22 protein-coding genes are annotated in these 25431 nt (G+C 67.4%); 6 read left to right on the top strand and 16 right to left on the bottom strand.

The features are described 5' to 3' along the window. Nucleotides 1–26 precede the first annotated feature (26 nt). From WH5701_RS14305 to argJ, 4 genes are read right to left on the bottom strand one after another with little or no spacing between them, the layout of a single operon-like run. The gene (locus WH5701_RS14305; RefSeq protein WP_006173214.1) at nt 27–1700 is read right to left on the bottom strand and encodes an AarF/ABC1/UbiB kinase family protein; all 1674 of its coding nucleotides are present in this window, start codon (nt 1698–1700) and stop codon (nt 27–29) included. After that, complete coding sequence (locus WH5701_RS14300) at nt 1700–2026, bottom strand: hypothetical protein (protein WP_006173213.1); 327 nt, start codon at nt 2024–2026, stop codon at nt 1700–1702. The genes WH5701_RS14305 and WH5701_RS14300 overlap by 1 nt, the downstream gene beginning before the upstream one ends. Nucleotides 2027–2062: 36 nt before the next feature. Beyond that, nucleotides 2063–2593: a hypothetical protein gene (locus WH5701_RS15885; RefSeq protein WP_050751566.1), complete on the bottom strand. Its 531-nt coding sequence runs from the start codon at nt 2591–2593 to the stop codon at nt 2063–2065. Between the two features lie 49 nt (nt 2594–2642). Continuing rightward, nucleotides 2643–3872 (bottom strand): bifunctional glutamate N-acetyltransferase/amino-acid acetyltransferase ArgJ, encoded by a 1230-nt coding sequence (gene argJ / locus WH5701_RS14290; RefSeq protein ID WP_006173211.1) that lies wholly within the window; start codon nt 3870–3872, stop codon nt 2643–2645. A 37-nt stretch (nt 3873–3909) separates the two neighbouring features. Here argJ and coaE point away from each other — a divergent pair, with 37 nt between their 5' ends. Both coaE and WH5701_RS14280 read left to right on the top strand, forming a co-directional pair. Then, on the top strand, nt 3910–5388 hold the full coding sequence (gene coaE / locus WH5701_RS18860; RefSeq protein WP_006173210.1) for a dephospho-CoA kinase: 1479 nt from the start codon (nt 3910–3912) through the stop codon (nt 5386–5388). 25 nt (nt 5389–5413) lie between these two features. Continuing rightward, entirely contained in the window at nt 5414–6082 is a 669-nt protein-coding gene (locus WH5701_RS14280) for a hypothetical protein (protein WP_006173209.1), read from the top strand. Between the two features lie 12 nt (nt 6083–6094). Here WH5701_RS14280 and WH5701_RS14275 read toward each other — a convergent pair whose 3' ends face one another. The 3 genes from WH5701_RS14275 to gatB are packed head-to-tail and all read right to left on the bottom strand — an operon-like array spanning nt 6095 to nt 8159. Continuing rightward, nucleotides 6095–6331, bottom strand: coding sequence for a chloramphenicol phosphotransferase CPT family protein (locus WH5701_RS14275; protein ID WP_232201942.1), 237 nt, complete (start codon nt 6329–6331; stop codon nt 6095–6097). A 50-nt stretch (nt 6332–6381) separates the two neighbouring features. Then, nucleotides 6382–6648: a hypothetical protein gene (locus tag WH5701_RS14270; protein WP_006173207.1), complete on the bottom strand. Its 267-nt coding sequence runs from the start codon at nt 6646–6648 to the stop codon at nt 6382–6384. Between the two features lie 29 nt (nt 6649–6677). Continuing rightward, nucleotides 6678–8159: an Asp-tRNA(Asn)/Glu-tRNA(Gln) amidotransferase subunit GatB gene (gene gatB / locus WH5701_RS14265; protein WP_037981155.1), complete on the bottom strand. Its 1482-nt coding sequence runs from the start codon at nt 8157–8159 to the stop codon at nt 6678–6680. A 114-nt stretch (nt 8160–8273) separates the two neighbouring features. Here gatB and WH5701_RS14260 point away from each other — a divergent pair, with 114 nt between their 5' ends. Then, nucleotides 8274–9428: an FAD-dependent oxidoreductase gene (locus WH5701_RS14260; RefSeq protein ID WP_006173205.1), complete on the top strand. Its 1155-nt coding sequence runs from the start codon at nt 8274–8276 to the stop codon at nt 9426–9428. Here the strand turns inward: WH5701_RS14260 and WH5701_RS14255 are convergent. The 3 genes from WH5701_RS14255 to ndk are packed head-to-tail and all read right to left on the bottom strand — an operon-like array spanning nt 9373 to nt 12447. Continuing rightward, entirely contained in the window at nt 9373–11286 is a 1914-nt protein-coding gene (locus WH5701_RS14255; protein ID WP_006173204.1) for an adenylate/guanylate cyclase domain-containing protein, read from the bottom strand. The two genes, WH5701_RS14260 and WH5701_RS14255, sit on opposite strands and share 56 nt — an antisense overlap. Further along, nucleotides 11283–11954: a FecR family protein gene (locus tag WH5701_RS14250; protein ID WP_156776770.1), complete on the bottom strand. Its 672-nt coding sequence runs from the start codon at nt 11952–11954 to the stop codon at nt 11283–11285. The genes WH5701_RS14255 and WH5701_RS14250 overlap by 4 nt, the downstream gene beginning before the upstream one ends. A 34-nt stretch (nt 11955–11988) precedes the next feature. Further along, nucleotides 11989–12447, bottom strand: a complete 459-nt coding sequence (gene ndk, locus WH5701_RS14245) for a nucleoside-diphosphate kinase (protein ID WP_006173202.1) — start codon at nt 12445–12447, stop codon at nt 11989–11991. A 211-nt stretch (nt 12448–12658) separates the two neighbouring features. Between ndk and speA the strand changes: the two genes are divergently transcribed. Both speA and WH5701_RS14235 read left to right on the top strand, forming a co-directional pair. Continuing rightward, the gene (gene speA / locus WH5701_RS14240; RefSeq protein WP_006173201.1) at nt 12659–14620 is read left to right on the top strand and encodes a biosynthetic arginine decarboxylase; all 1962 of its coding nucleotides are present in this window, start codon (nt 12659–12661) and stop codon (nt 14618–14620) included. A 12-nt stretch (nt 14621–14632) separates the two neighbouring features. Continuing rightward, on the top strand, nt 14633–15226 hold the full coding sequence (locus WH5701_RS14235; RefSeq protein ID WP_006173200.1) for a cyclic nucleotide-binding domain-containing protein: 594 nt from the start codon (nt 14633–14635) through the stop codon (nt 15224–15226). A gap of 7 nt (nt 15227–15233) precedes the next feature. Here WH5701_RS14235 and WH5701_RS14230 read toward each other — a convergent pair whose 3' ends face one another. Next, nucleotides 15234–15623 (bottom strand): DUF3307 domain-containing protein, encoded by a 390-nt coding sequence (locus tag WH5701_RS14230; RefSeq protein ID WP_006173199.1) that lies wholly within the window; start codon nt 15621–15623, stop codon nt 15234–15236. A gap of 92 nt (nt 15624–15715) precedes the next feature. Beyond that, a complete protein-coding gene (locus WH5701_RS14225) occupies nt 15716–16420 on the bottom strand; it encodes an SIMPL domain-containing protein (protein ID WP_156776769.1) in 705 nt (234 codons plus the stop codon). A 164-nt stretch (nt 16421–16584) separates the two neighbouring features. On the opposite strand from WH5701_RS14225, the gene WH5701_RS14220 reads away from it, so the two are divergent. Beyond that, on the top strand, nt 16585–18063 hold the full coding sequence (locus WH5701_RS14220) for a mechanosensitive ion channel family protein (protein WP_006173197.1): 1479 nt from the start codon (nt 16585–16587) through the stop codon (nt 18061–18063). 46 nt (nt 18064–18109) lie between these two features. On the opposite strand, the gene WH5701_RS15880 is transcribed toward WH5701_RS14220, so the two are convergent. From WH5701_RS15880 to alaS, 4 genes are all read right to left on the bottom strand, one after another. Continuing rightward, a complete protein-coding gene (locus WH5701_RS15880; protein WP_198005211.1) occupies nt 18110–18757 on the bottom strand; it encodes a hypothetical protein in 648 nt (215 codons plus the stop codon). Nucleotides 18758–18853: 96 nt separating this feature from the next. Next, the gene (locus WH5701_RS14210; protein ID WP_006173195.1) at nt 18854–20758 is read right to left on the bottom strand and encodes an adenylate/guanylate cyclase domain-containing protein; all 1905 of its coding nucleotides are present in this window, start codon (nt 20756–20758) and stop codon (nt 18854–18856) included. Between the two features lie 13 nt (nt 20759–20771). Then, nucleotides 20772–22634, bottom strand: coding sequence for a glutaminase A (gene glsA, locus WH5701_RS14205; RefSeq protein ID WP_006173194.1), 1863 nt, complete (start codon nt 22632–22634; stop codon nt 20772–20774). A gap of 105 nt (nt 22635–22739) precedes the next feature. Further along, on the bottom strand, nt 22740–25430 hold the full coding sequence (gene alaS / locus WH5701_RS14200; protein WP_006173193.1) for an alanine--tRNA ligase: 2691 nt from the start codon (nt 25428–25430) through the stop codon (nt 22740–22742). Between the last annotated feature and the right edge of the window lies 1 nt (nt 25431).

Here is a 25431-nt window from a genome sequence, read left to right as displayed (position 1 = left end):
CCAGTAGCTGGACCCTGCTGCATCGTTCAGCCCCCAGTTCCCGGCAACTTCTCCAGACGTGCATCCCGCCGCTGGCGCCCCTGGAGCTTGATCCAGCTCAAACCCACCGGCAGCCCGGCCACCAGCGGGATCGCGGCCAGGGCCGGCTGACTGCCGGACCCCAACACCGCGGCAGCCACAGCAAAGGCTCCCAGCAGGATCGCCTGGCTTGTGCTCTGCTGAGCGAGAGCCAGGCGGCGCAGCAGCCGATCGGTTTCACCGGCGCGGATCTGCACCTGCAGGTCGCCCTGCTCGATGCGTACGAGGCTGTCCTCCAGCCGGCGCGGCAGCCCTAGGGCACGGCTGCCCACTTCAGCCGCCTGACGGCTGAGTTCACCGAGGAAATCGTTGGGGCCGTTCCCGCTCGCGGTCATCAGTGGAAGGAGGTAGGGGCGGGCAATCGCCATCAGGCTAAAGCCGGGGTCGAGGCTGCGGCCCACCCCCTCGAAGGTGGAGAGGGCCCGCATCACGAAGATCAGCTCGGCGGGAAGACGAAATGGCTGGCCATAGACCAGGTCGTAGAGGTCGCCGGAGAGCTTCTCGATCACGTTCGTGGAGAAGGGCGGCGTGAGCGCCTCGGTGAGCATCACCCGCACCAGCCGTCGCACTGGCCCGGGATCCACATCCCTGGCGATCACCCCGGCCCCCTGCAGCTCCTCCACCAGGCCGGAGGCATCGCGGGCCGCCGCGGCCCGCACCATCCGCCCCAGCCGGCTGCGCAGCCGCGGCGAGAGCTGGCCCATCATCCCGAAGTCGTAGTAGATGAGGGCGCCATCGGCGGCCACCGCCAGGTTGCCGGGGTGGGGATCGGCGTGGAAGAAGCCGAAGCGCACCAGCTGCTGCAGGTAACTGGCGGCCCCTTTCTCTGCCACCGCCGCCGGGTCGATGCCCGCCGCCACCAGAGCTGTGCGATCGGTGATCTTGATGCCGGGCAGAAAATCAAGGCAGAGCACCCGGCGGGTGCTGAGCTCCCAGATCACCGAGGGGATGCGGATGCCGGCATCGTCGAGGAACTGCTGACGGAAGCGGGCCGCATGTTCGGCCTCCAGGCGGAAATCCAGCTCCCGCAGCAGCACCCGGCGGCATTCCTGGGCGATCGACACCCAGTCGCGGCCCTCGCCCCAGCGCGGATGGCGCTGCATCACCGCCGCCACCTGCTGCATCACCTCCAGATCGAGGCGGAACAACCGCTCCAGCCCGGGCCGCTGGATCTTGAACACCACCTGACGACCGCTGCGCAGGCTGGCCCGGTGCACCTGGGCGAGGCTGGCGGAGCCTAGGGGCCGCTCCTCGAGATCGACGATCTCAGCGCAACGCCCTCCCAGCTCCTCCTCGAGGAGGGCCTGCACCACCGAGAAGGGGAAGGAGGGCACCTGATCCTGCAGATGCGAGAGCTCCTCGACATAGCCCGCAGGCAGCACGTCGGGGCGGGCGGAGAGCAACTGGCCCAGCTTGATGAAGGCAGAGCCCAGTCCGAGCAGCTCCTGGGTGAGCCAGCGGGCCCGCCGTTGCTGCCTGGCCTCCCGCCGCTCCTCCGTGGGGCCGCCGGGGTAGGTCCAGTCCTTCCCGTCCCACCAGAGCCCCCCCAGCAGGCGCAGCACGGTCCACCAGATGCGCAGCGAGCGGGCGAAGCCCCGCCACCGTTGGCGCCAGGCGCCCATCAAGCCTGGTCCTCGAGCTGGCGCGAAAGCTCTGCCACCCGGGCGCGCAGATCATCGATCTGATCCTGAGGCGCGGCTGCAGCCCAGGCGGCGGCTGTGGCGTCGCCTCCTGCCGCCTCGGGCCCTGAGGCGGCGCTGGCCTCGGTTTCTAGCCGCTGGGCCTCCTGCTCCACTTCACTCCAGAACAGCTCCAGCTCGCGCCTGAGGCGCTCGGGTGCCTCCTGGGCCAGCACGGCCAGGCTGGCCGCCGAATCGGCGAAGCCACTGCCGAGGCGGGCCCCCAGCCGATTCAACGCAGCCTGCAGCAGAGATTGGGGGGCATGCATCGAAGGGACCGTCCGCTCTGGCCAAACTGTGGCAGATCAGGGCTGGCGCTCGGGAGCCGGCGGCGGCGGCACATTGAGCGAGGGTGGCGCGGGCAACGCAGGCGGCCCGGGATCCGAAGCAGCCTCGCTGGGCCTGCTGGCGGCGGATTCGGCGACTGGGGCAGGGTCGGAAGCTGAACCGCTCGCGGCTCCTTCATCCTGGGGCCGACGGGCCTCTGGCTTCGGCCCTTCCTTCTGAGCGGCCTCACGTTTGGCCTTCTCCTCCTCCTGAGTGCGCTCCAGCTCGATCAGCTCGAGATCGCCGCGAAGCTCCTGCCGGTCGGCGCCGTAACGCAGGCGCATGCTCTCCAGCGTGGTGCCGGGAAACGGCTTCAGATCGAACCCCTGATCCAGCTTCAGCGGCCCTTTGGCCTGCAGCGCCAGCAGGCGGTCGGTGATGGCGTAGCCCGAGCCGAAAGCCAGACCGGCCACCAGGGGAAGCACCCAGGGGGCCCAGCGCTTCGGGGGCGCCGCGGCCACTTCGGAACTGCGTCGACGGGATCGGCGCCGGGCTCCGGCCTCGGGCATGGGGGGCTGGCGATGAAGGAGGCTCCATCCTGCCTGCAGCCGCAAGCCTTCAGGTGGTGTAGTCGGCGTTGATGCGCACGTATTGATCGGAGAGATCGCAGCCCCAGGCCAGGCCGCTGCCGGTGCCGTCGCCCACCCGCAGCCGGATGGCCACGGTGTCATCGCTGAGGTAGGCCCCGGCGGCGCGCTCGGCCATGTAGCGGGAGGCGGCCGGGCGGTCGAAGGGCAGGGGCTGGCCGGCGGCCATCAGCTGGTGCTCCCCCAGCCAGAGGGCCACCGCTTCGGGGTCGAAGGCCACGCCGGCGCGGCCCGCCGCGGCCACGATCCGGCCCCAGTTGGGGTCGCGACCGTGGATGGCGCACTTCACCAGCGAGGAGCCGCAGATGGTACGGGCCATCGCCCGGGCGCCGGCATCATCCCCGGCACCCTCCACCTGCACCTCGATCAGGCAGGTGGCCCCCTCGCCATCGCGGGCAATCGCCCGGGCCAGGTGCTGCGACACCGCCGTCAGGCCGGCCTCCAGCGCCTCGAAGTGCTCGGGGTTCAGGGGTTCCCCGGCTGCAAAGGCCAGGTACGTGTCGTTGGTGCTGGTGTCGCCGTCGACTGTGATCGCATTGAAGGAGCGATCCACCGCCCGCTGCACCATCGCCTGCCAGAGCTCGGCCGGCACGCCGGCATCGCAGCTGAGATAGCCCAGCATCGTGGCCATGTTCGGGTGAATCATCCCGGAGCCCTTGGCCATGCCGCCGAGGCGGACGCGGCGGCCACCCAGGTGAGCCTCAAGGGCGATCTGCTTGTCAGTCAGATCGGTGGTGAGGATGGCGGTGGCGGCGGCAGCACCCCCCTCGGGGCTGAGGGCCGCCACCAGGGGATCGAGGCCTGCCAGCAGGATGTCCATCGGGATCGGCACGCCGATCACGCCGGTGGAGCAGATCAGCACCTCCTCGGCCGCCAGGCCGAGGAGGTCGGCAGTGGCCTGGGTGGCCCTCAGGCTGTCGATCAAACCGCGATCGCCGGTGCAGGCATTGGCCTGGCCGGAATTGGTGAGCACCGCCCGGGCCCGGCCACCGCTGGCGGCCAGGCGCTGGGCGCAGAGGTCCACGCAGGCGGCCCGCACCAGGGAGGTGGTGAAGCTGCCGGCACAGACAGCGTCGTGGGGAGCCAGCAACAACGACAGATCGGGGTTGCCGGAAGCCTTGAGACCTGCGGTGATGGCGGCGGCCAGGAATCCCGCCGGAGCAGTGATGCCGCCGGGGATCGGGTGCCAGGGATGGGTCACGGCGGCAGGATGACTCGCACCATCCTGCCGAGCCGCCGTGGTGGAGCCGACCACGCCTGAATCGCCGACGCCGAAGCAGGTGGAGGTCGTCTGCCGGGAGCTGGCCGGCGAGCTCTTTCCCTGGGACACCACGCGCTCCCTTGAGCTGGCCCTGCTCAAGACCTTCTGCGTCCCCTCGATCTCCGGCCTGCTGCAGCGCACGGGTGAATTCACCCACAGACCCCGCAAGCGCTACGACGACACCGGCCTGATGGTGGCGGAGCTGCTGCGCTGCGGCCCTGACAGCCCCCAGGGGCAGGCGGTGATCACCCGGATGAACCGCATCCATGGCGCCTATGCGATCAGCAACCGGGATTTCCTCTACGTGCTCTCCACCTTCGTGGCGGAGCCGATCCGCTGGCTGGCCCGCTACGGCTGGCGGGCCCTGAGCGGGCGGGAGCAGACGTGCCTTTACCTGTTCTGGCGGCAGGTGGGCGAAGCGATGGGCCTGGAGGCCATCCCCGACAACCTGGAGGCGCTGCTGGCGTTCAACCGCCGCTTTGAGCGAGAGGCGTTCCAGAGCGCCCCCAGCAACCGGCAGGTCGTCGAGTCGACTCTGGCGATGTTGCTGGCCGACTGGCCGGCTCCCCTGCGGCCGGCCCTGCGCAGGGTGCTGCTGGCGCTGGTGAGCCGTGATGTGTGCGCCAGCCTCGGGTGGAGCTGCAGCCCTAACTGGCTGCAGCAGCTTGTGCTGGGGGGGTTGCGCCTGCGCAGCCGCCTGTCCCGCCGTTGGCCCCAGGGCCAGGGCAGCACGCGCTTCTACTCGCAACGCCCCACCCCCAGCTATGGCGCCCGCTTCCACCTGGAGCAGCTGGGGCCGCCGGCCATGCTGGAGCGTCTGAATCGTCCGCGCTGGCGGGGCCACCAGCGGCGGATCGGCCTCACCGGCGGCATCGCCAGCGGCAAGAGCAGCGTGGGCCGGTTGCTCGCGGAACGGCATGGGCTGCCTGTGCTGGATGCCGACCGCTATTCCCGCGAAGCCCTGGCTCCTGGCAGCCGTGGAGAGCAGGCCGTCCTGGAGCGCCTCGGCTCAGGGGTGCAACAGCCAGTGGGAGGCATCGATCGCTCCGCCCTCGGGCGAATCGTGTTCAGCGACCAGGCTGAGCGCGCCTGGCTGGAGCAGCTGGTCCATCCGCTGGTGCGCCAGCGGTTCGAAGCGGAGCTGGAGCAGCTGGCGGCCGCTCCGGTGGTGGTGCTGATGATCCCGCTGCTTTTTGAAGCGGGCCTCGAGGGGCTGTGCAGCGAGGTCTGGCTGGTGGACTGCGAGGCCGAGCAACAGCTCCGGCGACTGATGGCCCGCGATGGCCTGAGCGAAACCGAGGCCCTGGCCCGCCTGGCGGCCCAGTGGCCCATGGAGCGAAAACGCCCGCTGGCTGATCGGGTGATCGACAACCGTGGCGTGAGCGAGGCCCTGGAGCGGCAGGTGGAGAAAGCGCTGTCGCAAGGGGCTGCTGACGACGCAGGGCAACGTTCCTAGCCTGACCTTTCGCGTGAAGGTCTGCATGGATGCCGAGTCCGGATCGCCTCAGGCAGGCTGGCCCCGGTTGCCCAAGGCGCTGATCGTGGCCTGGAGCCGCTCCTGCCATCAGTTGCGGCAATGGTTGATCGAACCGGGCCAGACCATGCGGCTCAAGGAACAGATCCGGCAGCTGGATCAGGGGAGGCGACTGGCCTGCACCGTGGGGGTGTTCTACTTCTCCCACCGTTACGCCGCCCTTTCTCTGAGCACCGCGGCCGGGATCCTCGCCCTCAGCTCCCTGGCCCTGATCAGCAAGCAGGGTTGGGAGAAGTCCAACAACGCCATCATCAACATCGGCATCACCTCCGGGCTGGTGCTCTATTCAGCCTGGACCTTCAGCCAGCTCTACGGACAGGCCGCGAACTATGAGAACTACAGCCGTAAATATGTGCTGGCCAATGATCTGATCGCCACGATCGAAAGCGCCGTGGCCAATGGCTCCGCCCAGATCAGCGCCAACCAGGAGCCGACCACGCTCAACCTGGCCAGCAAGCCGGACATGGCCAAACTGATCGGCCACGTGGATGAGCGGCTCCGAGTCATCAACAAACCGGAGTTCACAGGCGACGCCTCCTTCGCCGAGGACTCCTTTCAGACAATCCGGGGATTCATCAAGCCTGGTGTGCCTGAACAGCCGACGCCGAGCCGATGACCAGCGGCTGGCTCAGCCCTCGTGCAGAGCGGAGACCACCAGATCCACGCAGGCCTCTGGCCCCATTTGCCCGGAATCCACCATCAGGTCGTAGGTGCAGAAGCCATGCACCACGTCCGCCAGACCACGCGCCCGACCAAGGACGCGGTCGCCGCGAGCCCGCTCGCGGGCCTCGAGGATGGCCAGATCACAGGTGATGCCCACGGAGAACACCCGCAGCCCTGCGAAAGCGGCCGTGCAGCTGTCCATCATCCCCTGATCATGCAGGACATGATCGAAAATCACCGCGTTGCCGCTTTTCATTCTCTGGGCCTGAGGGAGCCGCCATTGCAGAAGCGTGTCGCCCACGCCTGATGCACGTCCTTCGTATCGCCAGTGATGTTGTCAACGTGCCACTTCACGGAGGTGTCATGGCAGGCCTCCCAGAGTTTCGCCTGCCGGGCCATGGGGACCAGTGATGCAGCGATGACGACAGCGCTGATGGTCGTGGCCAACTGAAGAAGGATCCCCGCATGAGCCCGGATCATTTCCCGCGGAGACAGTTTCTGGTCGTTGTGGTCGCTCATTTGGGTGGCACGGATTTCCGAAGTAATCCTCAGCCCTTCAGCTGCTCGCTGAGGATGCGGTTGGCGAGCTTCGGATCGGCCCGGCCACCGGTGCGCTTCATCAGCTGCCCCACGAAGAAGCCCTGCAGCTTGGTCTTGCCGCCTCGGAAGGCCTCGACCTCGGCCGGATGGGCCGCCAGCAGCTCCTGGACCACCTCTTTGATGGCGGCGGGGTCGCTGATCATGCCCAGGCCTCGCTCCGCCACGATCGTCTTGGCGGAACCACCCTGCTCCAGCAGCTCCGGCAGGATCTCCTTGGCGATCTTGCCGCTGATGGTGCCGTTGTCGATGAGCTGCACCAGTTCCGCCAGCTCCTCGGGCTTCAGGGGCAGCTCAGTGATCGAGAGCTTGCCAGCATTGAGGTAGGCGGCGATGTCGCCGGTGACCCAGTTGGCGACCCCCTTGGCCTCGGCTCCGGCGGCTACGGCGGCTTCGAAGTATTCGGCCATCGCACGCTCATCGGTGAGCACCCGGGCGTCGTAGATCGAGAGACCCAGCTGGTCGGCGTAACGGTGGCGCTTGGCCGCCGGCAGCTCGGGCAGTTCGGCGCGCCAACCCTCACGCCGCTCGGAGGTCACCTCGATCGGGCCCAGATCCGGCTCGGGGAAGTAGCGGTAGTCGCTGCTCCCCTCCTTGCTGCGCATGCTCTTGGTGAGCTGCTTGCTCTCATCCCAGAGGCGTGTTTCCTGCCGGATCGGCTCACCGGCCTCGATCGCCTTGATCTGGCGGGCGATCTCATGGTCACAGGCCTTCTGGATCGCCGAGAAGGAGTTCATGTTCTTGATCTCCACCTTCACGCCGAATGGTTCATCCGGTCCGCGCCTCACCGAGATGTTCACATCGCAGCGCAGCGAACCCTCCTGCATGTTGCCGTCGCTCACGCCCAGATAGCGCATGATCCGGCGGATCTCCGAGGCGTACTCCGCCGCCTCCCGGCCCGTGCGCAGATCGGGCTTGCTCACGATTTCAGCCAGGGCCACCCCTGCGCGGTTGTAATCCACCAACGAATGAGTGCTGCCGGCGAGGCGATCACTACCGGCATGAACGAGCTTGCCGGCGTCTTCTTCCATGTGAAGCCGCTCGATGCCGATCGTCTTGAGATAGGTCTCCTTGCCCTTCTCGGCCACCTCCACCTCGATCCAGCCGTTCTCCGCGATCGGCTCGTCGTATTGAGAGATCTGGTAGTTCTTGGGTAGATCGGGATAGAAATACTGCTTGCGGTCGAACTTGCTGTGCTCAGCCACCTGCAAATTGAGGGCGAGGGCCGCCTTCACCGCATACTCCAGCACCTTCTGATTCAGCACCGGCAGGGTGCCCGGCAGACCCAGCACCACCGGATCGATGTGGGTGTTGGGATCGTCGCCGAAGTTGGTGGAGGCGGCTGTGAAGATCTTGCTGGCGGTGCCCAGCTGCACATGGGTTTCCAGGCCGATCACGGCCTCCCATCCGCCCTGTCCGCTCGCCGCTGTCATGACCTGCATCCCACCTGGGCTGATCCTATGCAGCGGGCCTCGCCGCACCGTCGCGGGTTGGGGCGCTCGATGGTTGAAGCTGAACGAAACCCTGCGGACTCCTGAGCCGACCCCATGAGCGTCGAGAACGACCCCGTGCTGATCCTCGGTGGCGGCTTGATCGGCTTGGCGGTGGCCCACCAGCTGGCCAGCCGGGGGGAGCGGGTGCTGGTGCTGAGTCGGCGGCGCAGCGAGGCCGCCGGGTTCGTGGCCGCCGGCATGCTCGCCCCCCATGCCGAGGGGCTGTCGGGCCCGCTGCTGGCACTGGGCCAGGCCAGCCTGGCGCGGATTCCCGCCTGGGTGAGGCGGATCGAAACCGACAGCGGCCTTCGTTGCGGGCTGCGTCCCTGCGGAATCGTGGTGCCCTTCACAGCAGCCGAGCAGCGTGATGCCTACCCGACCGCCTGCTTCGGGCAACCCCTGTCGCGGGCTGATCTGGAGCGGGAAATTCCGGGCATCGGCCAGCGCTGGCGGGCCGGGCTGCTCTTCCTCCAGGATGGGCAGATCGACAACCGCCGCCAGCTGATGCGGTCCCTGGAGCGGGCCTGCGTGGAGCGGGGTGTGGCCTTCGAGGAAGGGGCCGAGGTGCTGGCGCTCTCCCGTCACCGGAGCGGTGCGCTCGAAGCGGTGCGCATCCGTCGCGCCCAGGGGGATGACGCCACCATCCCCAGCCAGCGGGCGGTGCTGGCCTGCGGCGCCTGGAGCGCCCGGCTGATGCACGAGCTGCCGGTGGCACCCATCAAAGGCCAGATGCTCTCCCTGCAGGGGCCCCGAGCGGCTCTGAAGCGGGTGCTGTTCGGTCCCGGCACCTATCTGGTCCCCCGCGAAGACGGTCTGCTGGTGGTGGGGGCCACCAGCGAGCCGGAAGCTGGCTTCGCAGAAGGGCTCACCCCGTTCGGGCAACGCCAGCTGCAGGCCGGCATCGAGGCCCTGCTGCCGGAAGCGGCCAGCTGGCCGCCGATGGAGCGCTGGTGGGGCTTTCGCCCAGGCACGCCTGACCAGGCCCCCCTGCTCGGTGCGAGCCCGATCCCGGGGCTGTGGCTGGCCACGGGGCACTACCGCAACGGCGTGCTGCTGGCGGCGATCACCGCGGAGTTGATCGCGGCGGTGATCGCCCAGGCGGGCGCCCCGGCCGGCTCTTCCCAGACCATCTCGCCTGAAGGGGCGTCGCTGCTCAACAACTTCCGCTGGGATCGCTTTCCGGTGGGTGCGGAGGAATCACCCCGCTGACCAGAAGAGCCTCCGAGAGGTCATCCAGGCTGCACGTTGGACTCCGGACCGGACTACGAAGCCCCTGCAGAGCCAGCACCTCCAGGGGCTCGGGCCAGCCCTTGAGGAGGTGGGCCCCCAGCGGTTCCACCTCCAGCTCCCCCGGCAGCAGCGCCTGCAGGGCGGCACTGATCAGAATCGGGTGCTGGGGATACCGGCGGGTGAGGCCCTCCAGGCGGCTGGCCACATTCACACTGGCCCCCACCACCGTGAACTCGAGCCGCTGGCTGGAGCCGAGGTTGCCGGCGATCACCTCACCCACATGCAGGCCGATGCCATGGCGCAGGGGGGGTCGATTCCTGGCGGCCAGCTCGCGATTGATGCCCTCCAGGCCACGCTGCATCGCCAGGGCAGCGCGCACCGCCGCCCTGGCCTCGAGCCGGTCGCCGCGACTGCGGGGCACGCCGAACTCCGCCATCACCGAATCGCCGATGAACTTGTCAAGCAGGCCCTGCTCCGCCAGCACCGCCTCAGCCATGACCTCGAAGTAGCGGTTGAGCAGCGCGAACAGCTCCCCGGGATCCAGAACCGCGCTCAGGGGGGTGAACGCGACCAGATCGCTGAACAGCAGCACGCAGCGGCAGCGTTGTCCGCCGGCCCGGTTCCAGAGGGGCCCGGGGTTGCGCAGGATGTCGTTGAGCAGAGTCGGGGAGATCCGGTGGGCCAGCACCTGGTGCAGGTAGGCCCGCTCGCGCAGTTCCTCCCGGGCCTGGGCGGCCATGCGCAGTCCGCCCCCGAGCAGGGGGCTCAGCAGCAGGGCCGCCAGGGGCAGGCTGAGCTGGGCCCAGAGCCAGAATCCGTAGGCCACACCCAGAGCGCTGGCCATCAGCGCGATGGCCGCGGTGGCCGTGCCCAGGGCGGTGATCGGGCGCGAGAGCACCACCAGAGCGCCAACGCCCCAGAGCAGCAGCAGCAGCCCCGAACCCAGCGCCGGAAGTGGCCGCAGCCCATCACCGACGAGCACGTTTCCGACGGCCGTGGCCAGCACCTCGCTGCCGCTCATGGCGCCGTAGGGCGTTTCCTGCTGATCCCCCAGCTCCGGCGTCGTCGCCCCGATCACCACCGTGCGGTCGTTCCAGGTTTCCGGGGAAACCTGCTGGATGCGCCAGGCCGGCAGGGATGGCAGCGTTCCCGCCGGGCCGCGGAAGTTGAGGCCAAGCGGCTCCTCCGTCAGAGCTTCCGGCCGGACCAGGAAAGCCATCGGCAGTGGATGGGGAGGAGCGAATCCCGCCAGCTGCTCGCGCCACCAGCGCCGTCCGGGCACCGCCTCCGCCAGCCCGTCATCGCTCTGCAGCAGGACGGCAAGACCCGCCGGGCCCAGATCCAGTACAGGGCGGCTCAGCTTGATCTGATCCATCCCCTGTCGCCGCTCGAGCTGATACCCGCTGACCAGATGCACCCGCTCCCGCCAGGGAGCCAGCACGGCCTGGGCGGCCGCGTCATCGGCTGGCCCGTAGCGACTGGGCTGGCTGAATTCGATGTTGACCAGCACCCGCGTGGCACCTCCACGCAGGGTGATGGCGGCGAGCTCCGCTTGCAGGGCGCGGGGCCAGGGCCACGGCCCCATCCGCCGCCAGAGCGGCGAGGCCCGACGTTCCTCAGCCGTGAGCAGATCAGCCAGCTCCAGGGACTCGGAGTCGATCGCCAGGAGCAGAGGATTCTCCGGCGCCTCCCTGGGCCCCCGCCAGCGAAAGAACGCCCGGCGGGCCGGACTGTCGAGACGGGAGAGGGCTCTTCCTGGAGGGGAGTCGCGCCACACGGGGAGCGCCACGACCAGGGGCAGGGCCAGCGCCAGCCACCAGACGCGGAAGCGCCTCACGGCAGATTGTCGAGCTGACGCTCCAGTTCGGGCAGGGTCTCCATCGGGCTGGAGAAGCCATTGAGCAAGGCACTGGCACGGCGGCGCCGCGCCGCCTCGGCGCGGCTCAGTCGACGCGGCGGACTCCAGGCTCCATCGCTGTACACCACCTCTTCTCCCGTGCTGAGGCTGAAGCGCTGGCCGTCACGGGCCTCCACCTGCACCGGTCCTTCCCAGCTGAAAATCCGCAGGAGCTCGGGGCTGGCTTCGAGAAAGACCGTGGTGCCCGAAATCGAGGCGGTGCCGACCCGGGTTCTGATCCGCAGAGGGGGGCCGTCAGGTCTTCCGGGCAGCAACCAGCCGATGATCTGGCCGCGCTTGAGTTCCACGCTGCGGTTCCCGATCAGGGCGAGGGAATCGCCTCCCAGACGGAACCGGCGTCCATCGGGGAAAGCGACCTGCAGCCTGCCGGGTTTGCGGGTGCGCAGCAGGGTGGAGGGCTCAAGCCGCTGGCCCCTGCGCGCGTCTGATTCCTGACCCTGGGGCGGGGTGACGTAGGCCGGCCGGGAGGGGATCTCCACCACCTGCGGCAAGGTGGGCAGGCCGCCACGGGCCTCGACCGGGAGGATCCCGGCGACCGCTGCAAGGCCGCCGAGGGCGAATGGAATCAGAGGGTTGAGACGAGGCATGGCCTCAATGAGAACCTCGCCCAATCGTGGCCCCTCAGTCTTCGCGGCGCCACACCTGATCAGCGGGGGTCCAGTCGCTCAGTTCGGAGGGCTCGAACCAGAGGCCGATCTCGAAGACGGCGGTTTCGGGCGCATCGGAACCGTGAATCACGTTGCGGCCGATGTTCACCGCCAGATCACCGCGGATGGTGCCGGGTTCAGCCTCCAGGGGCTTGGTGGCACCGATCAGCTTGCGGGCACTGGCGATCACGCCGTCGCCTTCCCACACCATCGCCACCACCGGACCACTGGTGATGAAGTCGACGAGGCCGGCGAAGAAGGGGCGCTCGCGGTGCACGCCGTAATGGCTCTCGGCCAGCTCACGGCTGGGCACCAGTTGTTTGAGGCCCACCAGCTTGAAGCCCTTGCGCTCGAAGCGGCCGAGGATCTCCCCCACCAGCCCCCGCTGCACCCCATCGGGCTTGATCGCGAGGAAAGTGCGTTCAACGGCCATGGCAAGGGAAGACTTCGGATGGGGCCATCGTCCGCGCTGAGCCTGCCGCTTGGCAAGCCAACCCAGCTGTTCCCCGCGCCACACGCTCAGGATCCGCCCTGGTCCCCTGCCAGAGCTCAACCCCGAGCAGGCCAAGGCGCTGGGGCTTGGGCCGCCTGGTGCGCCTGACTAAAGTCGTTGGGAGGGTTGAATCACTCCCTCCCCCGCGCGCATGCCTGCCGATACCGTCGCCATCGCTCCCCCGGACCTGGCTTGGAGCGTTGCCGACAGCAGCCGGCTCTACGGCCTCGACGGCTGGGGTGATCCCTATTTCACGGTCAATGCCCGCGGCCACGTGATGGTGCAGCCCCGGGGAGAGCGCGGTGGCTGCCTGGATCTGGTGGAGCTGGTGCAGGGCCTGCAGGGGCGTGATCTCACCCTGCCGCTGCTGATCCGCTTTGACGACATCCTTGAAGACCGGCTCGAGCGGCTCCATGCCGCCTTCGAGCGGGCGATCGCCCAATACGGCTACGCCGGCCGTTACCAGGGCGTGTTCCCGGTGAAGTGCAACCAGCAGCGCCACGTAGTGGAGCAGCTGGTGGAGAGCGGCCGCCAGTGGCATTTCGGCCTCGAGGCCGGCAGCAAGGCGGAGCTGCTGATCGCCCTCTCCCTGGTGGACGACCCCGAGGCCCTGCTGATCTGCAACGGCTACAAGGATCAGCGCTACATCGAGACGGCGATCCTCGCCCGCCGGCTCGGCCGCCAGCCGGTGGTGGTGATCGAGCAACCCGACGAGGTGGAGCGGATCATCACGGCCAGCCGCGAGCTGGGGGCCGCCCCCCTGATCGGCGTACGGGCCAAGCTGGCCAGCCGTAGCACCGGCCGCTGGGGCAGCTCGGTTGGGGAGCGCGCCAAGTTCGGACTTTCTGTGCCGGATCTGCTCGCCACGGTCGAGGCCCTGCGCCAGGCCGATCTGCTCGGCGAGCTGCGCCTGCTCCACTTCCACGTGGGCAGCCAGATCAACGACATCGCCGTGCTCAAGGACGCCCTGCAGGAGGCGGGCCAGATCTATGTGCAGCTGGCTGAGCTGGGGGCGCCGATGGGCTATCTCGATGTGGGCGGCGGCCTCGGCATCGACTACGACGGCAGCCGCACCGCCACCGCCGCCTCCACCAACTACTCCCTGCAGAACTACGCCAACGACGTGGTGGCCACGGTGCGGGAGTGCTGCGAGCCCCGCTCGGTGCCGCTGCCCACCCTGGTGAGCGAGAGCGGCCGTGCCATCGCCAGCCACTTCAGCGTGCTCGTCTTCGATGTGCTCGGCACCGGTGGCGTGCAGGGGGAAGAGCCGGCGCCACAGGGGGAAGAACCGCTGATCGTGCGCAACCTACGCGACACGCTGGCCTCGATCCAGGCCACCGCCCTCGACGCCCCAGGTCAGGGCGATCACCTGCAGGAGGGCTGGAACGACGCCATCAAGTTCAAGCAGGACGCCCTCTCCGCCTTCCGGCTGGGCTACCTCAGCCTCACCGAGCGGGGCGCGGCCGAGCAGCTCTACTGGGCCTGCTGCCAGGCGATCGCCGCGCAGCTGGAGAGCTGGAGCGCGGCCACCCCCATTCCCGACGACCTCAAGGCGCTGCAGGCCGCCCTGGCAGGGACCTACTACGCCAACCTCTCGATCTTCCGCTCCGCTCCCGACACCTGGGCGATCGATCAGCTCTTTCCGGTGATGCCCATCCACCGGCTCGACGAGCGCCCCAGCCGTCTGGGCAGCTTCGCTGACCTCACCTGCGACTCCGACGGCAAGCTGGCGCGCTTCATCGGCCCCGGCCAGGCCAAACCGCTGCTGGAACTCCATGAGCTGAGGGAGGGTGAGCCCTACTGGATCGGCCTGTTCCTCGGCGGCGCCTACCAGGAAGTGATGGGCAACCTGCACAACCTGTTCGGCAGCACCAATGCGGTCCATATCCGTCTGGGTGCCAATGGCCGCTACCGGGTCGACCATGTGGTGCGGGGCAACAGCAACGCGGAGGTGCTCAAAGCGATGGAACACGACCCTGAGACCCTGCTCGAGCGCCTGCGGGTGGCCAGCGAGGCGGCCATTCACCGCGGCACCCTCACGGTGCCCGACGCCGGCCGGCTGATGGCCCATCTGCAGAACAGCCTGCGCCAGAGCACCTACCTGCAGACCTGAGAGGAGCGATCCATGTGGGGCGACGAACCGCAGTTGAAGGTGGTGAGGGAGCGGATGAAACTGCTGCTGGACATCCACCACGATGAGCTGGCACCGGTGCTCCGCCAGGCCGCCAGCGGCGATCTGGTGATGAGCCAGGGAGCGCCGGCCGACAGCCTGATGCTGCTCACCAAAGGAAAGGTGGCGATTCAGATTCGACTCACCGAGCCCGAGCCCCACACCCTCGCCGTGATCGAGGCCGAAGAATTGCTGGGAGAGATGGGTCTGTTCGGCTCAGGCCAGCACTCCGCCGATGTGCGGGTTGTGGAGGGCCCTGCCGAGCTGGTGGAGGTGAGCGTTGACAACTTCCTCAAAACCCTGCTCTTCGATATCGACCTGGCCATGGAGATGCTGGCGCTGGTGAGCCAGCGCTGCATGCGCAGCAATGAGGTGATCGGCCTGCTGCTCGATGGCATCGCCGCCGGTGAGCGGGGTGACACCGATCAGCTGCGCCGGTTGGAGTCGGAGATCAAACCCCTCAATTACTGCCTGAGCAAGGCGATGGATCGATTGCTGGTGATCGGCCACGGCCGCTCCAGCCCACCACCGGGCTCTGCAGGCTGCTGATCCCCCCTCAGCGAGGAAAAGCCTGCAGCAGCCCACCTGAACCCACGGGAGCAAAGATCACCAGGATCAACACCCAGAGCAGCTTGCAGGCCATGTGCAGGAGCTGATCTACACCGAGGCCGTAACGGTGGCGGCACTTGCCGTAATCGATCAGGGCATGAATCCCCCACTCGGCCAGACCAAGCCAGACCACACCAGTGAGCCAGGTGACGACGAAGGCATGAATGCCGGAATGGGCGAGCAGCCACCAACGCCAGGAGAGGGTGTGATCCTTCCCCGGGCATTTCTCCACGGCCATCCGATCACTCTGGAGGCCGAAATCGGCAACGAAGTGGCCCATGGCCAGCAAAGCGAAAAGCCCGAAACCAGCCATGGCCTGGGCGCCATCCGATGCCATTGGAGAGATCAGCTCAGGACCAGCTTGCCGCCTCAGGGTCCCGAGCTGCGGAGCGAACGGTCACCACGGAGCCTGGAGCCCCGTTGCATCGCTCAACGGGCGCAGAAGCGCACCTGCATGTCGAGCCGATCCATCGGAGGAGGCAACTCGCCCGCCTGGAAAGGTGGGGGGGCTGCATCCGCCACCATGCCTTTGGCCAGCATCGGCCGGAATCCAGCGTCGATCTGCACCTCCAGGGGTGATGGCATCCCCAGGCCGATGGCCTCGGCCAGCTGCCTGGCCTGAAGCAGCGCATCTTGATAAGCCAGCCGCAGCAATTGGCGGCGCACGGCAGCATCCCCGGCCTGATCGGCCCTGGGTGACACCGGATTGAGACGGACACCGGGCAGCGCACCCACCTCCCGAACCAGGGCCTGCAGCCTGGCCGGGGCCAGCTCACCGCTCACCTGAAGATTGGCCTCGACCGCCGCCGGGCGCTTCGGGCTCACTGGCCGCTGCCAGCTGGAGGGCGAACTCACCGCCAGCTGCCTCACCTGCAGACGCTCCAGAGCCTGGCGCACCACGGCCAGGCGCCGCTGCAGCTCTCCCAGGGCCCCGTCCGCCGTGGCCCCCTCCGCTGAGAGCGCCAGGGACACCTTGAGCACGTCGATCGTGCGCTTCTGCTCGGCACTGCCGCGGGCTTCGAGCAGGGTGCCATCACAACGCAACTGCACCTGCTGGGCTTTCACCGGCGGGATCAACTGGAGCAGGAGCAAGGCCAGGGGCCAGACCCCCGCGGGGCAACCAGGGCGAACCATGGGCTGACGGCGGCGAAGAACAGAGGTGAAGGCAGAGCGAAAGGCCAGGCCTGGAACGGCCTGCAGGCAGCGGAACCGCTGCGGCCATGCCACCTATCCTGCTCTGCAAGCTCTCCCGGCCATGGCCTGGATGCTCTGCGTCCCATTGACCGCTGAACTTCAGGATGCCGTTGCTGGAGGTATGGGTCACAGCCATCGTCACGATGGTCCTGCTGCTTCCCCTGCAGCTCCTGATCCGGCGCCTGCGCCTACCGAAGCTGCCGATTCAGATGGCCACCCTGGCGATTCTGAGTTGGGCAGTGGTGCGCACCCTGCCGCTGATCCTCTTGCCCGCCCATTACCGGGCCTGGATCTCCACCATCGACGAGTTGATGTTCAGTTACCTGGGCATCCGCATGGCTCTCTGGGGGTTTCTCGAACTTCCAGCAGCCCTGCGCTTGAGGAAAGAACCCGCCCAGATTCTGCTGCAGTTGTTGATGCTGGGTGGAGGCATCGTGGCCACGGTGATCGTGGTGCAGGAGCAGGCCCGCTTCAATCTGGTCAGCCTGGTCACCACCTCGGCCGTTCTCACCGCCATGCTGGGCCTGGCCGCGCAGGAGCCTCTCAAGGACCTCTTCGCGGGCCTGGAACTCCAGTTCGATGATGTCTTTTCCGTGGGGGATTTCCTCGACCTGGGGGACGGCACCATGGGGGTGGTGGTGTCGATCAATTGGCGTGACACCTGCCTGAAGGATGTCACTGGTGCACTGGTGGTGGTGCCGAACACCAAGGTCACCGAAGTGGTGGTGCGCAACTACGTGGCCTTTGGCGCGATGGGCAACCGCTTCAGCCTCGGCCTCGATTACAGCCTGCCCCCCTCCAGGGCCCGGCACTTACTGCTGGAGGTGCTCCACAAACATCCACACGTGCTGGAGAATCCCCCTCCGGCCGTGCGGGTGCAGGCCTTCGCCGACAGTGCCATCACCTACGACATCATCGCCTTCCAGCCACCGGGGAATTTCGGTGACATGCTTGACCTGCGCAGTGAACTGCTGGAGCAGATCTGGTTCAGCCTGGAGCGGACCGGGCAGAGCGTCCCCTATCCGGTGCGTGAACTCCGGGAGAAACGGACCGTCCTTGATGCAGGGCATCCCGACCAGCGCGGCCTTGACCAACGGCGCGCCCTGCTCATCCGCAACCCGCTCTTCGGTGACCTCAGCGAGGAGGAAATGCTCCAGCTGGCCAGGAACACCCGCTGCCTGCGTTTTGCGCCGGGGGAAGTGGTGGTGCGCGAAGGGAACCGGGGTGATTCCCTTTTCCAGGTGGTTCAGGGAATGGTCGAGGTGCTGAAGAACCAGGAGGAAGAAGAGCCCTTCCAGGTGGCCTGTCTGAAACCCGGCGATGTCTTCGGTGAAATGTCGATGCTCGCCGGCAGCCAGCGCAGCGCCACCGTCCGGGCCCTGGATGAATGTCTGCTGCTGGAGGTCTCACGCACCAGCCTGGGCCCGTTGCTGCTGCAGAACCCTCCACTGATGGACCGGTTGGCCCACCTGGTGAGCAAACGCCGCGGGGAGCTGGAGGGGATGGAGCGGGAGAAGGTGAAGCAGCATGAGAATCAGCTGCTCAAACGCATGAAGCAACTGTTTGAGACCCTCACTCTCTGATGACCGCCTAAGACGGCGCCCCGCTCAGGGCCTCGGGCTGGTGAATTCAGCTGGCGTTGTAGCACTCCGAGAAGGCGTCCTTGATCTCAGCGCTCTTGCCCAGCTGACTCTGGCCGGAGGTGTGCAGGCTCAGCAGGGCCTGGTACTGGCTGCGGCTGAGCTTGCCCTGGCTGACGAACTCGCCGTCGGGCGTGAATCGGGCCACTTCACAGCGACAGACGTAGGTGGTGTTGCCTGAGGGATCCCCAGCCGCAACCGCTGCGGAGCCGGAGGTGGTGGAATCTTGCTTCTCCTCGTAGCCATCCTCAGGGCCCACATACCCCTGTCCCTCCAGCACCACGAAGTCGAAGAGGCCGTCGTCGGCGCGGGTGAGGACGTAGGTGGTGCCCTTCACACCCAGAACCTTGGTGCCGAGGCAGGCCTTCTGGGGGCCACTGACCAGCACCGCGCCCTTGCTGAGGCGGAAGCAGGCATTGCCGAGGGTGATCACGCTCGAGCGGCCCAGGTAGCCCGTGGCGCGACCGTCAAAGAGAAGCTCAGCGCGACTCTTACCGGTGCGCACCTGCTGGCCGGAGCGGGCCACTTCATTGACCCGGGCGGCCTTGCCGTCGATGTAGACCTCACGACCATCCACAAGCCGCTTGATGGTGGCCTGCTCGAAGGCTGCCGCGCGGATCGGGGCGGAAGGCGCCATCAGCACGACCTGCAACAGGCCAAGCTGGAGTAGTCCGCCAAACGCTGCAACAAGGCGGTTGTTCATGAAGCCTAAAAGTAAGCGATCTAGGTCAGGCTAACCCTGATTCTGCTCGTAGAACTCCCTCGGTCGCATCGTGAACACCTCCTGGGCCCCCTGGCCGCGGATCTCGAATTCGCCCACCCGCTCCAGATCCCATTCGGGTTTGGCGTGCTCCGCCACAACACGGCTGAGGATGATGTCGCGGCCCGACTGCTTGGCCACGCCCTCCAGGCGACTGGCCATGTTCACCGTGTCACCGATCACCGTGTAATCCATCCGCGAAGCGCAGCCGATGTTGCCGCTGATCACAGGCCCCCCGCTCAGGATCATCACCTGTTCCCAAGGGTCCTTGCCCTGGGCAGCCCAACGCTGGTTGAGGGCCTCCATCTGGTCCTGAAGTTCCAGAATCGCCTCCAGCGCCGACTGAACCTCCACCTCCATTCCCCGGCTCAGGGGCACCCCGAAGACGGCCAGAACAGCATCACCCATGTACTTGTCGATGATCGCCCCCTTGCGCTGAAGGGTATCAACGACAACAGCAAAATATTCATTGAGTTGTTGTACCAGCTGACTGGCTTTCCCCTCCTTGCTCATCTTGGTGGTGCGCTGGGTGAAGCCACGCACGTCGCAGATGAACACCACCACCTCCGACACCTTGCCCCCAAGCAGTTCATCGGCCTCCTCCGGCTGGCTGGCGATCTGAGCCGCCACCGCCGGTGAGAGATAACGCTCCAGCATCCGGCGCAGGCGCAGCCGGTTCCACTGCAGCCGCACCGTGGCATCGCTGGCACTCACCAAGCCGGTGGCGAAGGTGAGAGCGGAGATCCCGAGCAGGCCGATGCCTGCACCGCTGGTGCTCAGCAGGATCAGCCCGACGAGCACCATGCCTCCGGCCAGCAGCGCCAGGCCTCCAAGGCGCAGCTGCGGCTTCTCCGCCCGGGCGCTGGCCAGACCCAGAACCAGCACCCCCAGCCCCAGCAAGGGGGCCATGTACCAGGAGGTGGGGGGGATGTAGAGGGCACGGCCCTCCAGCCGGTTGGCGATCTCGGCAGCGTGGATCTCCACGCCTGGCATGCCCTCGGCGCCGGCGAAGGCCGTTCGGTGGATGTCCTGGAGCACGCTGGCGGTGGGGCCGATCAGCACCACCTGATTGCGGAAGGTGCCCTGTTCCTTGAGGCGGGCGAAGCTGCCCGACTCCAGCACCTCCCAGATCGGGATCGTGGGGATCGTGCGGGGCGGGCCATAGGGGTCCACCAGGGGCCGCCAGTTGGAGAGGATCGGCGGTGGAGGGATCTCCGCCAGCCGGCCCTTGGCGATCAGCTGGCTGGAGAGACCCACCGGCACATCCAGCATCCCCGACTGCCGCAGCTGCTCGGCATAGGTGCTGGGGCGCAGGCGGATGTAGCCATCGGGATCCTGCAGTCCATTGAGCAGCCCCGAGCTGCGGGGCCCCGCAGCTTCGCTGAGGAAGGGCATGGCGGCACTGAGGGTGAGTCCACCCACCCGTCCACGGCTCTCGAACACCTGGGCCCCGAGCACCACCTTGCCGCTGTGGCGGCGCAGGGCCGCGGCCAGGGCGGCGTCATCCTCGGGGCCGTGGCTGCTGGGAGCATCAAAGAGAAGGTCGAAGCCCACCACCCGGGCACCGGACGAGAAGAGGCGATCCAGTACCCGGTCGTAGATCGCACGGGGCCAGGGCCAGGCCGCGAGGCGGCGCAGGTCCTGGTCCTGGCTGAGGTCGGCGTTCTGCCCCTGCACGAGGCTGTAGTCGTCAATGCCCACGATCACCACCCCGGAGGGGGGTTTGCGTGGTCCACGCAGCTCCTGGGTACGGGAGGAGAGATCCAGTTGCCAGCGCTCGTAGATATCTGGGAAGAGCCCATAGCCAAGGGCGCAGGCGCCGGCCCAGGCCACGAACACCCCGTAGCGCCGCAGCCAGGTGATCGCTCGGGAGGTCATGGGCGCAACGGCTTCACAGATGTTCCATCAAGGTGAGCTGATAGCTGGTGAGGGCGAGCTTGGTCCCCAGATCACGGGTGAGGGCCAACAGCAGCTCCGTGACGGCATCGGGCTCCCACTGGCGCAGGTTATCGAAATCGTGGCGCTCCAGCACCCAGCAGCTGCCGTCGAGATCCGCTGTCACGTTGGCTGTTCGGGGTGTACCGGAGAGGAAGGCAATCTCCCCGAAGCACATGCCGGGTTCGAAGGTGGCCAGGCGGGAGGCATAGGTCTGCCCGTCACTTCCGCGCAGTTCGACGGTGATGGTGAAACGACCCTCCCGCACCAGAAAAAGCTCATGGCCCGGATCGCCCTTCTTGACCACATGCTCCCCTTTGGCGAAGTTGCGGCATTGCATCAGATCGGCCAGGGTCTGGCGGTGGGTGGGTTGCAACATGCCCAGAAAGCCGAGCGTCTGATCGATCTCCGTACTGAAGGGAGGATCCGGATCTTCGTCTTTTCTTGACTCCAGCAGCAGATCTTCGGCGCATTCCAGGGCCTGATCCAGCTGGTCGAACTGGGGCATCTCCTCCACCCCCCCGGCCACACTGAGTGTCCGGGGCAGGCTGAGATGGCGGCCCCGGGCCATCAGCACGATCACTCCCCGGCGCCGCAGAGACGTGAGCTCATTGAGGAACAGTTCCCTGGATTCCTCCGGAAGTTCCGTGACGTGGGCCACATCCAGCACCAGGATCCAGGCATCAGACATGATCTCACTGAGCTCAGAGAGCAGCCTCTCGATCGCAGCGAAATCGAGCACCCCCTGGGCATGCACAATCCGGACCGCGTCACGCCGCCCCTGCAGCAACTTGGCCTGATCCGCCGCACGCCAACGCCGCGACTGGCGCTGGGAGCCTTTATAAGAGCGCCGGATCGTGGAACTGGTCTGGGGATATTGGTTGAAAAGACTGAGGCCGAGGCTGTCGGAAAGCTCATTGCAGACGGCAATGCCGCGCACACTGTTGCCGAGCACGTCGAGCGGCGGTGAATAGGTGGAGATGCCGAGCCGACCGGGCACCACCGCCAGCACGCCACCACCCACGCCACTCTTGGCCGGCATGCCCACGTCGTAGAGCCACTGACCGGCAAAGTCGTAAGTGCCGCAGGTGGCCATCAGGGCCAGCATGCGCACGGTGATCTCAGGCGTGAGTGGCCGGGCGCCGGTGAAGGGGTTGTGACCCTGGCACGCCAGGGTGGCGGCCATCACCGCCAGGTCGTGGCAGGTGACGGTGATCGAGCACTGCTTGAAATAGAGGTCGAGTGAGTCTTCCGGATCATCTTCGATGATTCCAAAGTTACGCAGCAGGTGACCAATCGCCCGGTTGCGGTGGCCAGTGGCACGCTCGGACTGAAACACCGCCTGGTCGATGCTGAGGCGACGCCCAGCCAGTTCGCTGAAGAAGTCGAGCATCAGGGCTTCAGCCTGATGTGGGTCGTGGTTCCAGATCTGCGCTGTGGTGGCGATCGCCCCCGCGTTGATCATCGGATTGCGGGGACGGCCCGTCTTCTGATCGAGACTGATGGCGTTGAAGGCATCTCCAGAGGGCTCCACCCCAACCTTCGTGGCCAGGTACTCGCCCGAGAACAACTTCAGGGCGAGACCATAGGCGAACGGCTTGGAGATCGACTGGATCGTGAATGGTTTGCGGGTATCACCCACCTCATAGACGCGCCCATCCACCGTGGTGATCGAGATACCGAAATCCGAGGGATTCGCCTTGGCCAGCTCTGGGATGTAGTCAGCAGGAGCCCCATCTTCCAGCAGGGAATACCGCCGATGAAGGTCCGCCAGCAGCCCCTCAATCACATCGGCAGTGCTGCTGGGCGTATCGATCATGAGATCAGGATCCAGCGGGGCATGGAAGGCCGGATAGGCCTGATCTCAATCCCAGCGAAGCAGTCGGTCTGTAGCTGGGGCTACATGAATCCCGATCATTCGCAATCACGACAAGGAGGCGATCAGGTCGGCGCGGGCCTGCTCCAGGGCCGGGTCGAGGGAGGCGGCATCACGCCCGCCTGCCTGGGCCAGCTGGGGGCGACCCCCGCCGCCGCCGCCGCAACGCTTCGCCACCACGGCGATGAAGCTGCCGGCCTTCGGCCCGGCGGCGATCACCTCGGCGCCAAAGGCCGCCACCAGCACCAGCTTGGCTGGCTCCTCAGGGGCAGGAAGGCCGCCCAGCACCACCGCAGCGGCCGAACCCAGGCCCTCCTGGAGCTGCTGGGCGGCCGTCTGCAGAGCGGCACCCTCCACACCATCAAGCCGTGCCACCAGCACCCGGAACGCCCCCACCTCGAGGGCGCCGGTAGCCAGGGCCGAGGCCCGGGCCAGGGCCAGCTCGGAGCGGGCCGCCGCCAGCGCCCTGGACGCGGCCTTCAGCTCGTCCTGGAGGCCGCTCACTCGCTCGAGGATCTCCCCGGGCTGCACCTTGAAGCGATCCCCCAGGGCCCGCACCACGGTGTCGCGTTCCTTGAGGTAGTCGAGCACCGCCGGACCGGCCACCGCCTCGATGCGACGGATGCCGGCGGCCACACCGCTCTCGCTCACGATCCGGAACAGGCCGATCTCGGCGGTGTTGGCCACGTGGGTCCCGCCGCAGAGCTCCATCGACACCCCCGGCACATCCACCACACGCACGATGTCGGCATACTTTTCGCCGAACATGGCCACGGCCCCGGCCGAACGGGCCCGCTCAAGCTCCATCTCGCGCACCTCCAGGGCGTGGGCGTCGGCGATCCAGCCGTTGATCCGCTCCTCGATCCGCTCCAGATCCTCCGGGCTGATGGCGTGGGGGCAGTGAAAATCGAAGCGCAGCCGCTCGAAATCCACCAGAGAGCCGGCCTGGGCGATCGAGGGATCCACCAGTTGTTTCAGGGCCGCCTGCAGTAGGTGGGTGGCGGTGTGGTGGGCCTGGACCCGGCGGCGGCAGGCTCGGTCCACCAGGGCGGTCACGGTGTCGCCCAGGGCCAACTCGCCCCGCTCGATCCGGCCGTGGTGGACGATCAGCTTGCGCTGGTGACTGACTGCCTCGATGCGCACGATCACACCGGCCTCGGCTCCAGCCCCGGGGGCACCCCCTGCCAGCACACCGCGATCACCGATCTGGCCGCCGGATTCGCCATAGAACGGGGTGGAATCCAGCACGATCTGCACCGCATCGCCCGCCCGGGCGCCCTGCGCCGGCTCCCCATTCACCACCAGGGCCATCACCTGGCTGGGGTGCTCCAGGGCCTCGTAACCGCGGAAGTCGGTGGCCGGCAACTGCTCGGCCATGGCCTCGATCGCCCCCTGCAGGGTGAGATCGAGGCGGACCGACGCGGCCTTGGCCCGCTGGCGCTGGGCCTCCATCGCCGCCTCGAAACCCGCCAGGTCGACAGCCAGCCCGTGCTCCTCGGCGATCTCTTCGGTGAGCTCCAGGGGGAAGCCGTAGGTGTCGTAGAGCTCGAAGGCCTGCTCACCGCTGATCTGGCTCGGCCCTGCGGAGAGCACCTCCGCGAGCAGTTTCTCGCCGCGCTCGAGGGTTTCCAGGAACCTCGCCTCCTCCCGGGCCAGCTCGGCCATGATCGCGTCGCGACGCTCCACCAGCTGGGGATAGGCATCCACCATCAGGGCGATCGCCGCCTCCCCCATCGCCGTGAGGAAGGGGGTGGTGATGCCCAATAGACGTCCATGACGCACCACCCGCCGCAGCAGGCGGCGCAGGATGTAACCCCGGCCCAGATTCGAAGCGGTCACCCCATCGGCAATCAGCTGGGTGATGGCGCGGCTGTGGTCGCCGATCACCTTCAAGGAGGTCTGGCCGCGGGCGTCGAGCTGTCGGTAGTTGACCCCCGCCAGGGTGGCGGCGGTTTCGATCAGGGGATAGATGAGGTCGGTTTCGTAGTTGTTCGCCGCCCCCTGCAGGATCTGGGCCATGCGTTCCAGGCCCAGGCCGGTGTCGATGTTCCTGTTCTCCAGCGGCGTGAGGTTGCCCTCGGCGTCGCGGTTGAACTGCATGAACACCAGGTTGTAGAACTCGATGAAGCGGCTGTCATCCTCCAGATCGAGATGTTCAACGCCCAACTCGGGCTTGAAGTCGTAGTAGATCTCGGAGCAGGGGCCGCAGGGGCCGGTGGGGCCCGACACCCAGAAGTTGTCGGCCTCACCCAGGCGCACGATCCGCCGGGGATCGACCCCCACCGTGTCACGCCAGATCACCGCGGCCTCATCGTCGTCGCGAAAGACGCTCACCACCAGATGCTTCGGATCCAGGCCGAACACCTTGGTCGCCAGCTCCCAGGCCCAGGTCATCGCCTCGGTCTTGAAGTAGTCGCCGAAGGAGAAGTTGCCCAGCATCTCGAAGAACGTGTGATGCCGGGCCGTGCGGCCCACGTTCTCGATGTCGTTGGTGCGGATGCACTTCTGGCTGCTGGTGGCTCGTGGCGACGGCGGCTCCGCCTGCCCCAGAAACACCGGCTTGAACGGCAGCATGCCGGCAATGGTGAGCAACACCGTTGGGTCGTCGGGCACCAGTGAGGCGCTGGCCATGCGCCGGTGCCCCCGGGCCTCGTAGAAGGCCAGAAAGGCCTCGCGGATCTCGGCGCCGCTGTGGGGGCGGGAGCGCCGCTCGGAGCGGCTGGATGTTTTGGCAGCCATG

Source organism: Synechococcus sp. WH 5701, from assembly GCF_000153045.1.
Taxonomy (GTDB): Bacteria; Cyanobacteriota; Cyanobacteriia; order PCC-6307; family Cyanobiaceae; genus Regnicoccus_A; species Regnicoccus_A antarcticus.
This window is presented reverse-complemented; position numbering and strand designations above follow the sequence as displayed.

Bases quoted from the DNA above. Each gene is read 5' to 3' on its own strand.
- WH5701_RS14305 (WP_006173214.1), bottom strand. From the start codon at position 1,700: ATGGGCGCCTGGCGCCAACGGTGGCGGGGCTTCGCCCGCTCGCTGCGC.
- WH5701_RS14300 (WP_006173213.1), bottom strand. From the start codon at position 2,026: ATGCATGCCCCCCAATCTCTGCTGCAGGCTGCGTTGAATCGGCTGGGG.
- WH5701_RS15885 (WP_050751566.1), bottom strand. From the start codon at position 2,593: ATGCCCGAGGCCGGAGCCCGGCGCCGATCCCGTCGACGCAGTTCCGAA.
- WH5701_RS14280 (WP_006173209.1), top strand. From the start codon at position 5,414: ATGGATGCCGAGTCCGGATCGCCTCAGGCAGGCTGGCCCCGGTTGCCC.
- WH5701_RS14275 (WP_232201942.1), bottom strand. From the start codon at position 6,331: ATGGACAGCTGCACGGCCGCTTTCGCAGGGCTGCGGGTGTTCTCCGTG.
- WH5701_RS14270 (WP_006173207.1), bottom strand. From the start codon at position 6,648: ATGAGCGACCACAACGACCAGAAACTGTCTCCGCGGGAAATGATCCGG.
- gatB (WP_037981155.1), bottom strand. From the start codon at position 8,159: ATGACAGCGGCGAGCGGACAGGGCGGATGGGAGGCCGTGATCGGCCTG.
- WH5701_RS14260 (WP_006173205.1), top strand. From the start codon at position 8,274: ATGAGCGTCGAGAACGACCCCGTGCTGATCCTCGGTGGCGGCTTGATC.
- WH5701_RS14250 (WP_156776770.1), bottom strand. From the start codon at position 11,954: ATGCCTCGTCTCAACCCTCTGATTCCATTCGCCCTCGGCGGCCTTGCA.
- ndk (WP_006173202.1), bottom strand. From the start codon at position 12,447: ATGGCCGTTGAACGCACTTTCCTCGCGATCAAGCCCGATGGGGTGCAG.
- speA (WP_006173201.1), top strand. From the start codon at position 12,659: ATGCCTGCCGATACCGTCGCCATCGCTCCCCCGGACCTGGCTTGGAGC.
- WH5701_RS14235 (WP_006173200.1), top strand. From the start codon at position 14,633: ATGTGGGGCGACGAACCGCAGTTGAAGGTGGTGAGGGAGCGGATGAAA.
- WH5701_RS14230 (WP_006173199.1), bottom strand. From the start codon at position 15,623: ATGGCATCGGATGGCGCCCAGGCCATGGCTGGTTTCGGGCTTTTCGCT.
- WH5701_RS14225 (WP_156776769.1), bottom strand. From the start codon at position 16,420: ATGGTTCGCCCTGGTTGCCCCGCGGGGGTCTGGCCCCTGGCCTTGCTC.
- WH5701_RS14220 (WP_006173197.1), top strand. From the start codon at position 16,585: ATGCCGTTGCTGGAGGTATGGGTCACAGCCATCGTCACGATGGTCCTG.
- WH5701_RS15880 (WP_198005211.1), bottom strand. From the start codon at position 18,757: ATGGCGCCTTCCGCCCCGATCCGCGCGGCAGCCTTCGAGCAGGCCACC.
- WH5701_RS14210 (WP_006173195.1), bottom strand. From the start codon at position 20,758: ATGACCTCCCGAGCGATCACCTGGCTGCGGCGCTACGGGGTGTTCGTG.
- glsA (WP_006173194.1), bottom strand. From the start codon at position 22,634: ATGATCGATACGCCCAGCAGCACTGCCGATGTGATTGAGGGGCTGCTG.
- alaS (WP_006173193.1), bottom strand. From the start codon at position 25,430: ATGGCTGCCAAAACATCCAGCCGCTCCGAGCGGCGCTCCCGCCCCCAC.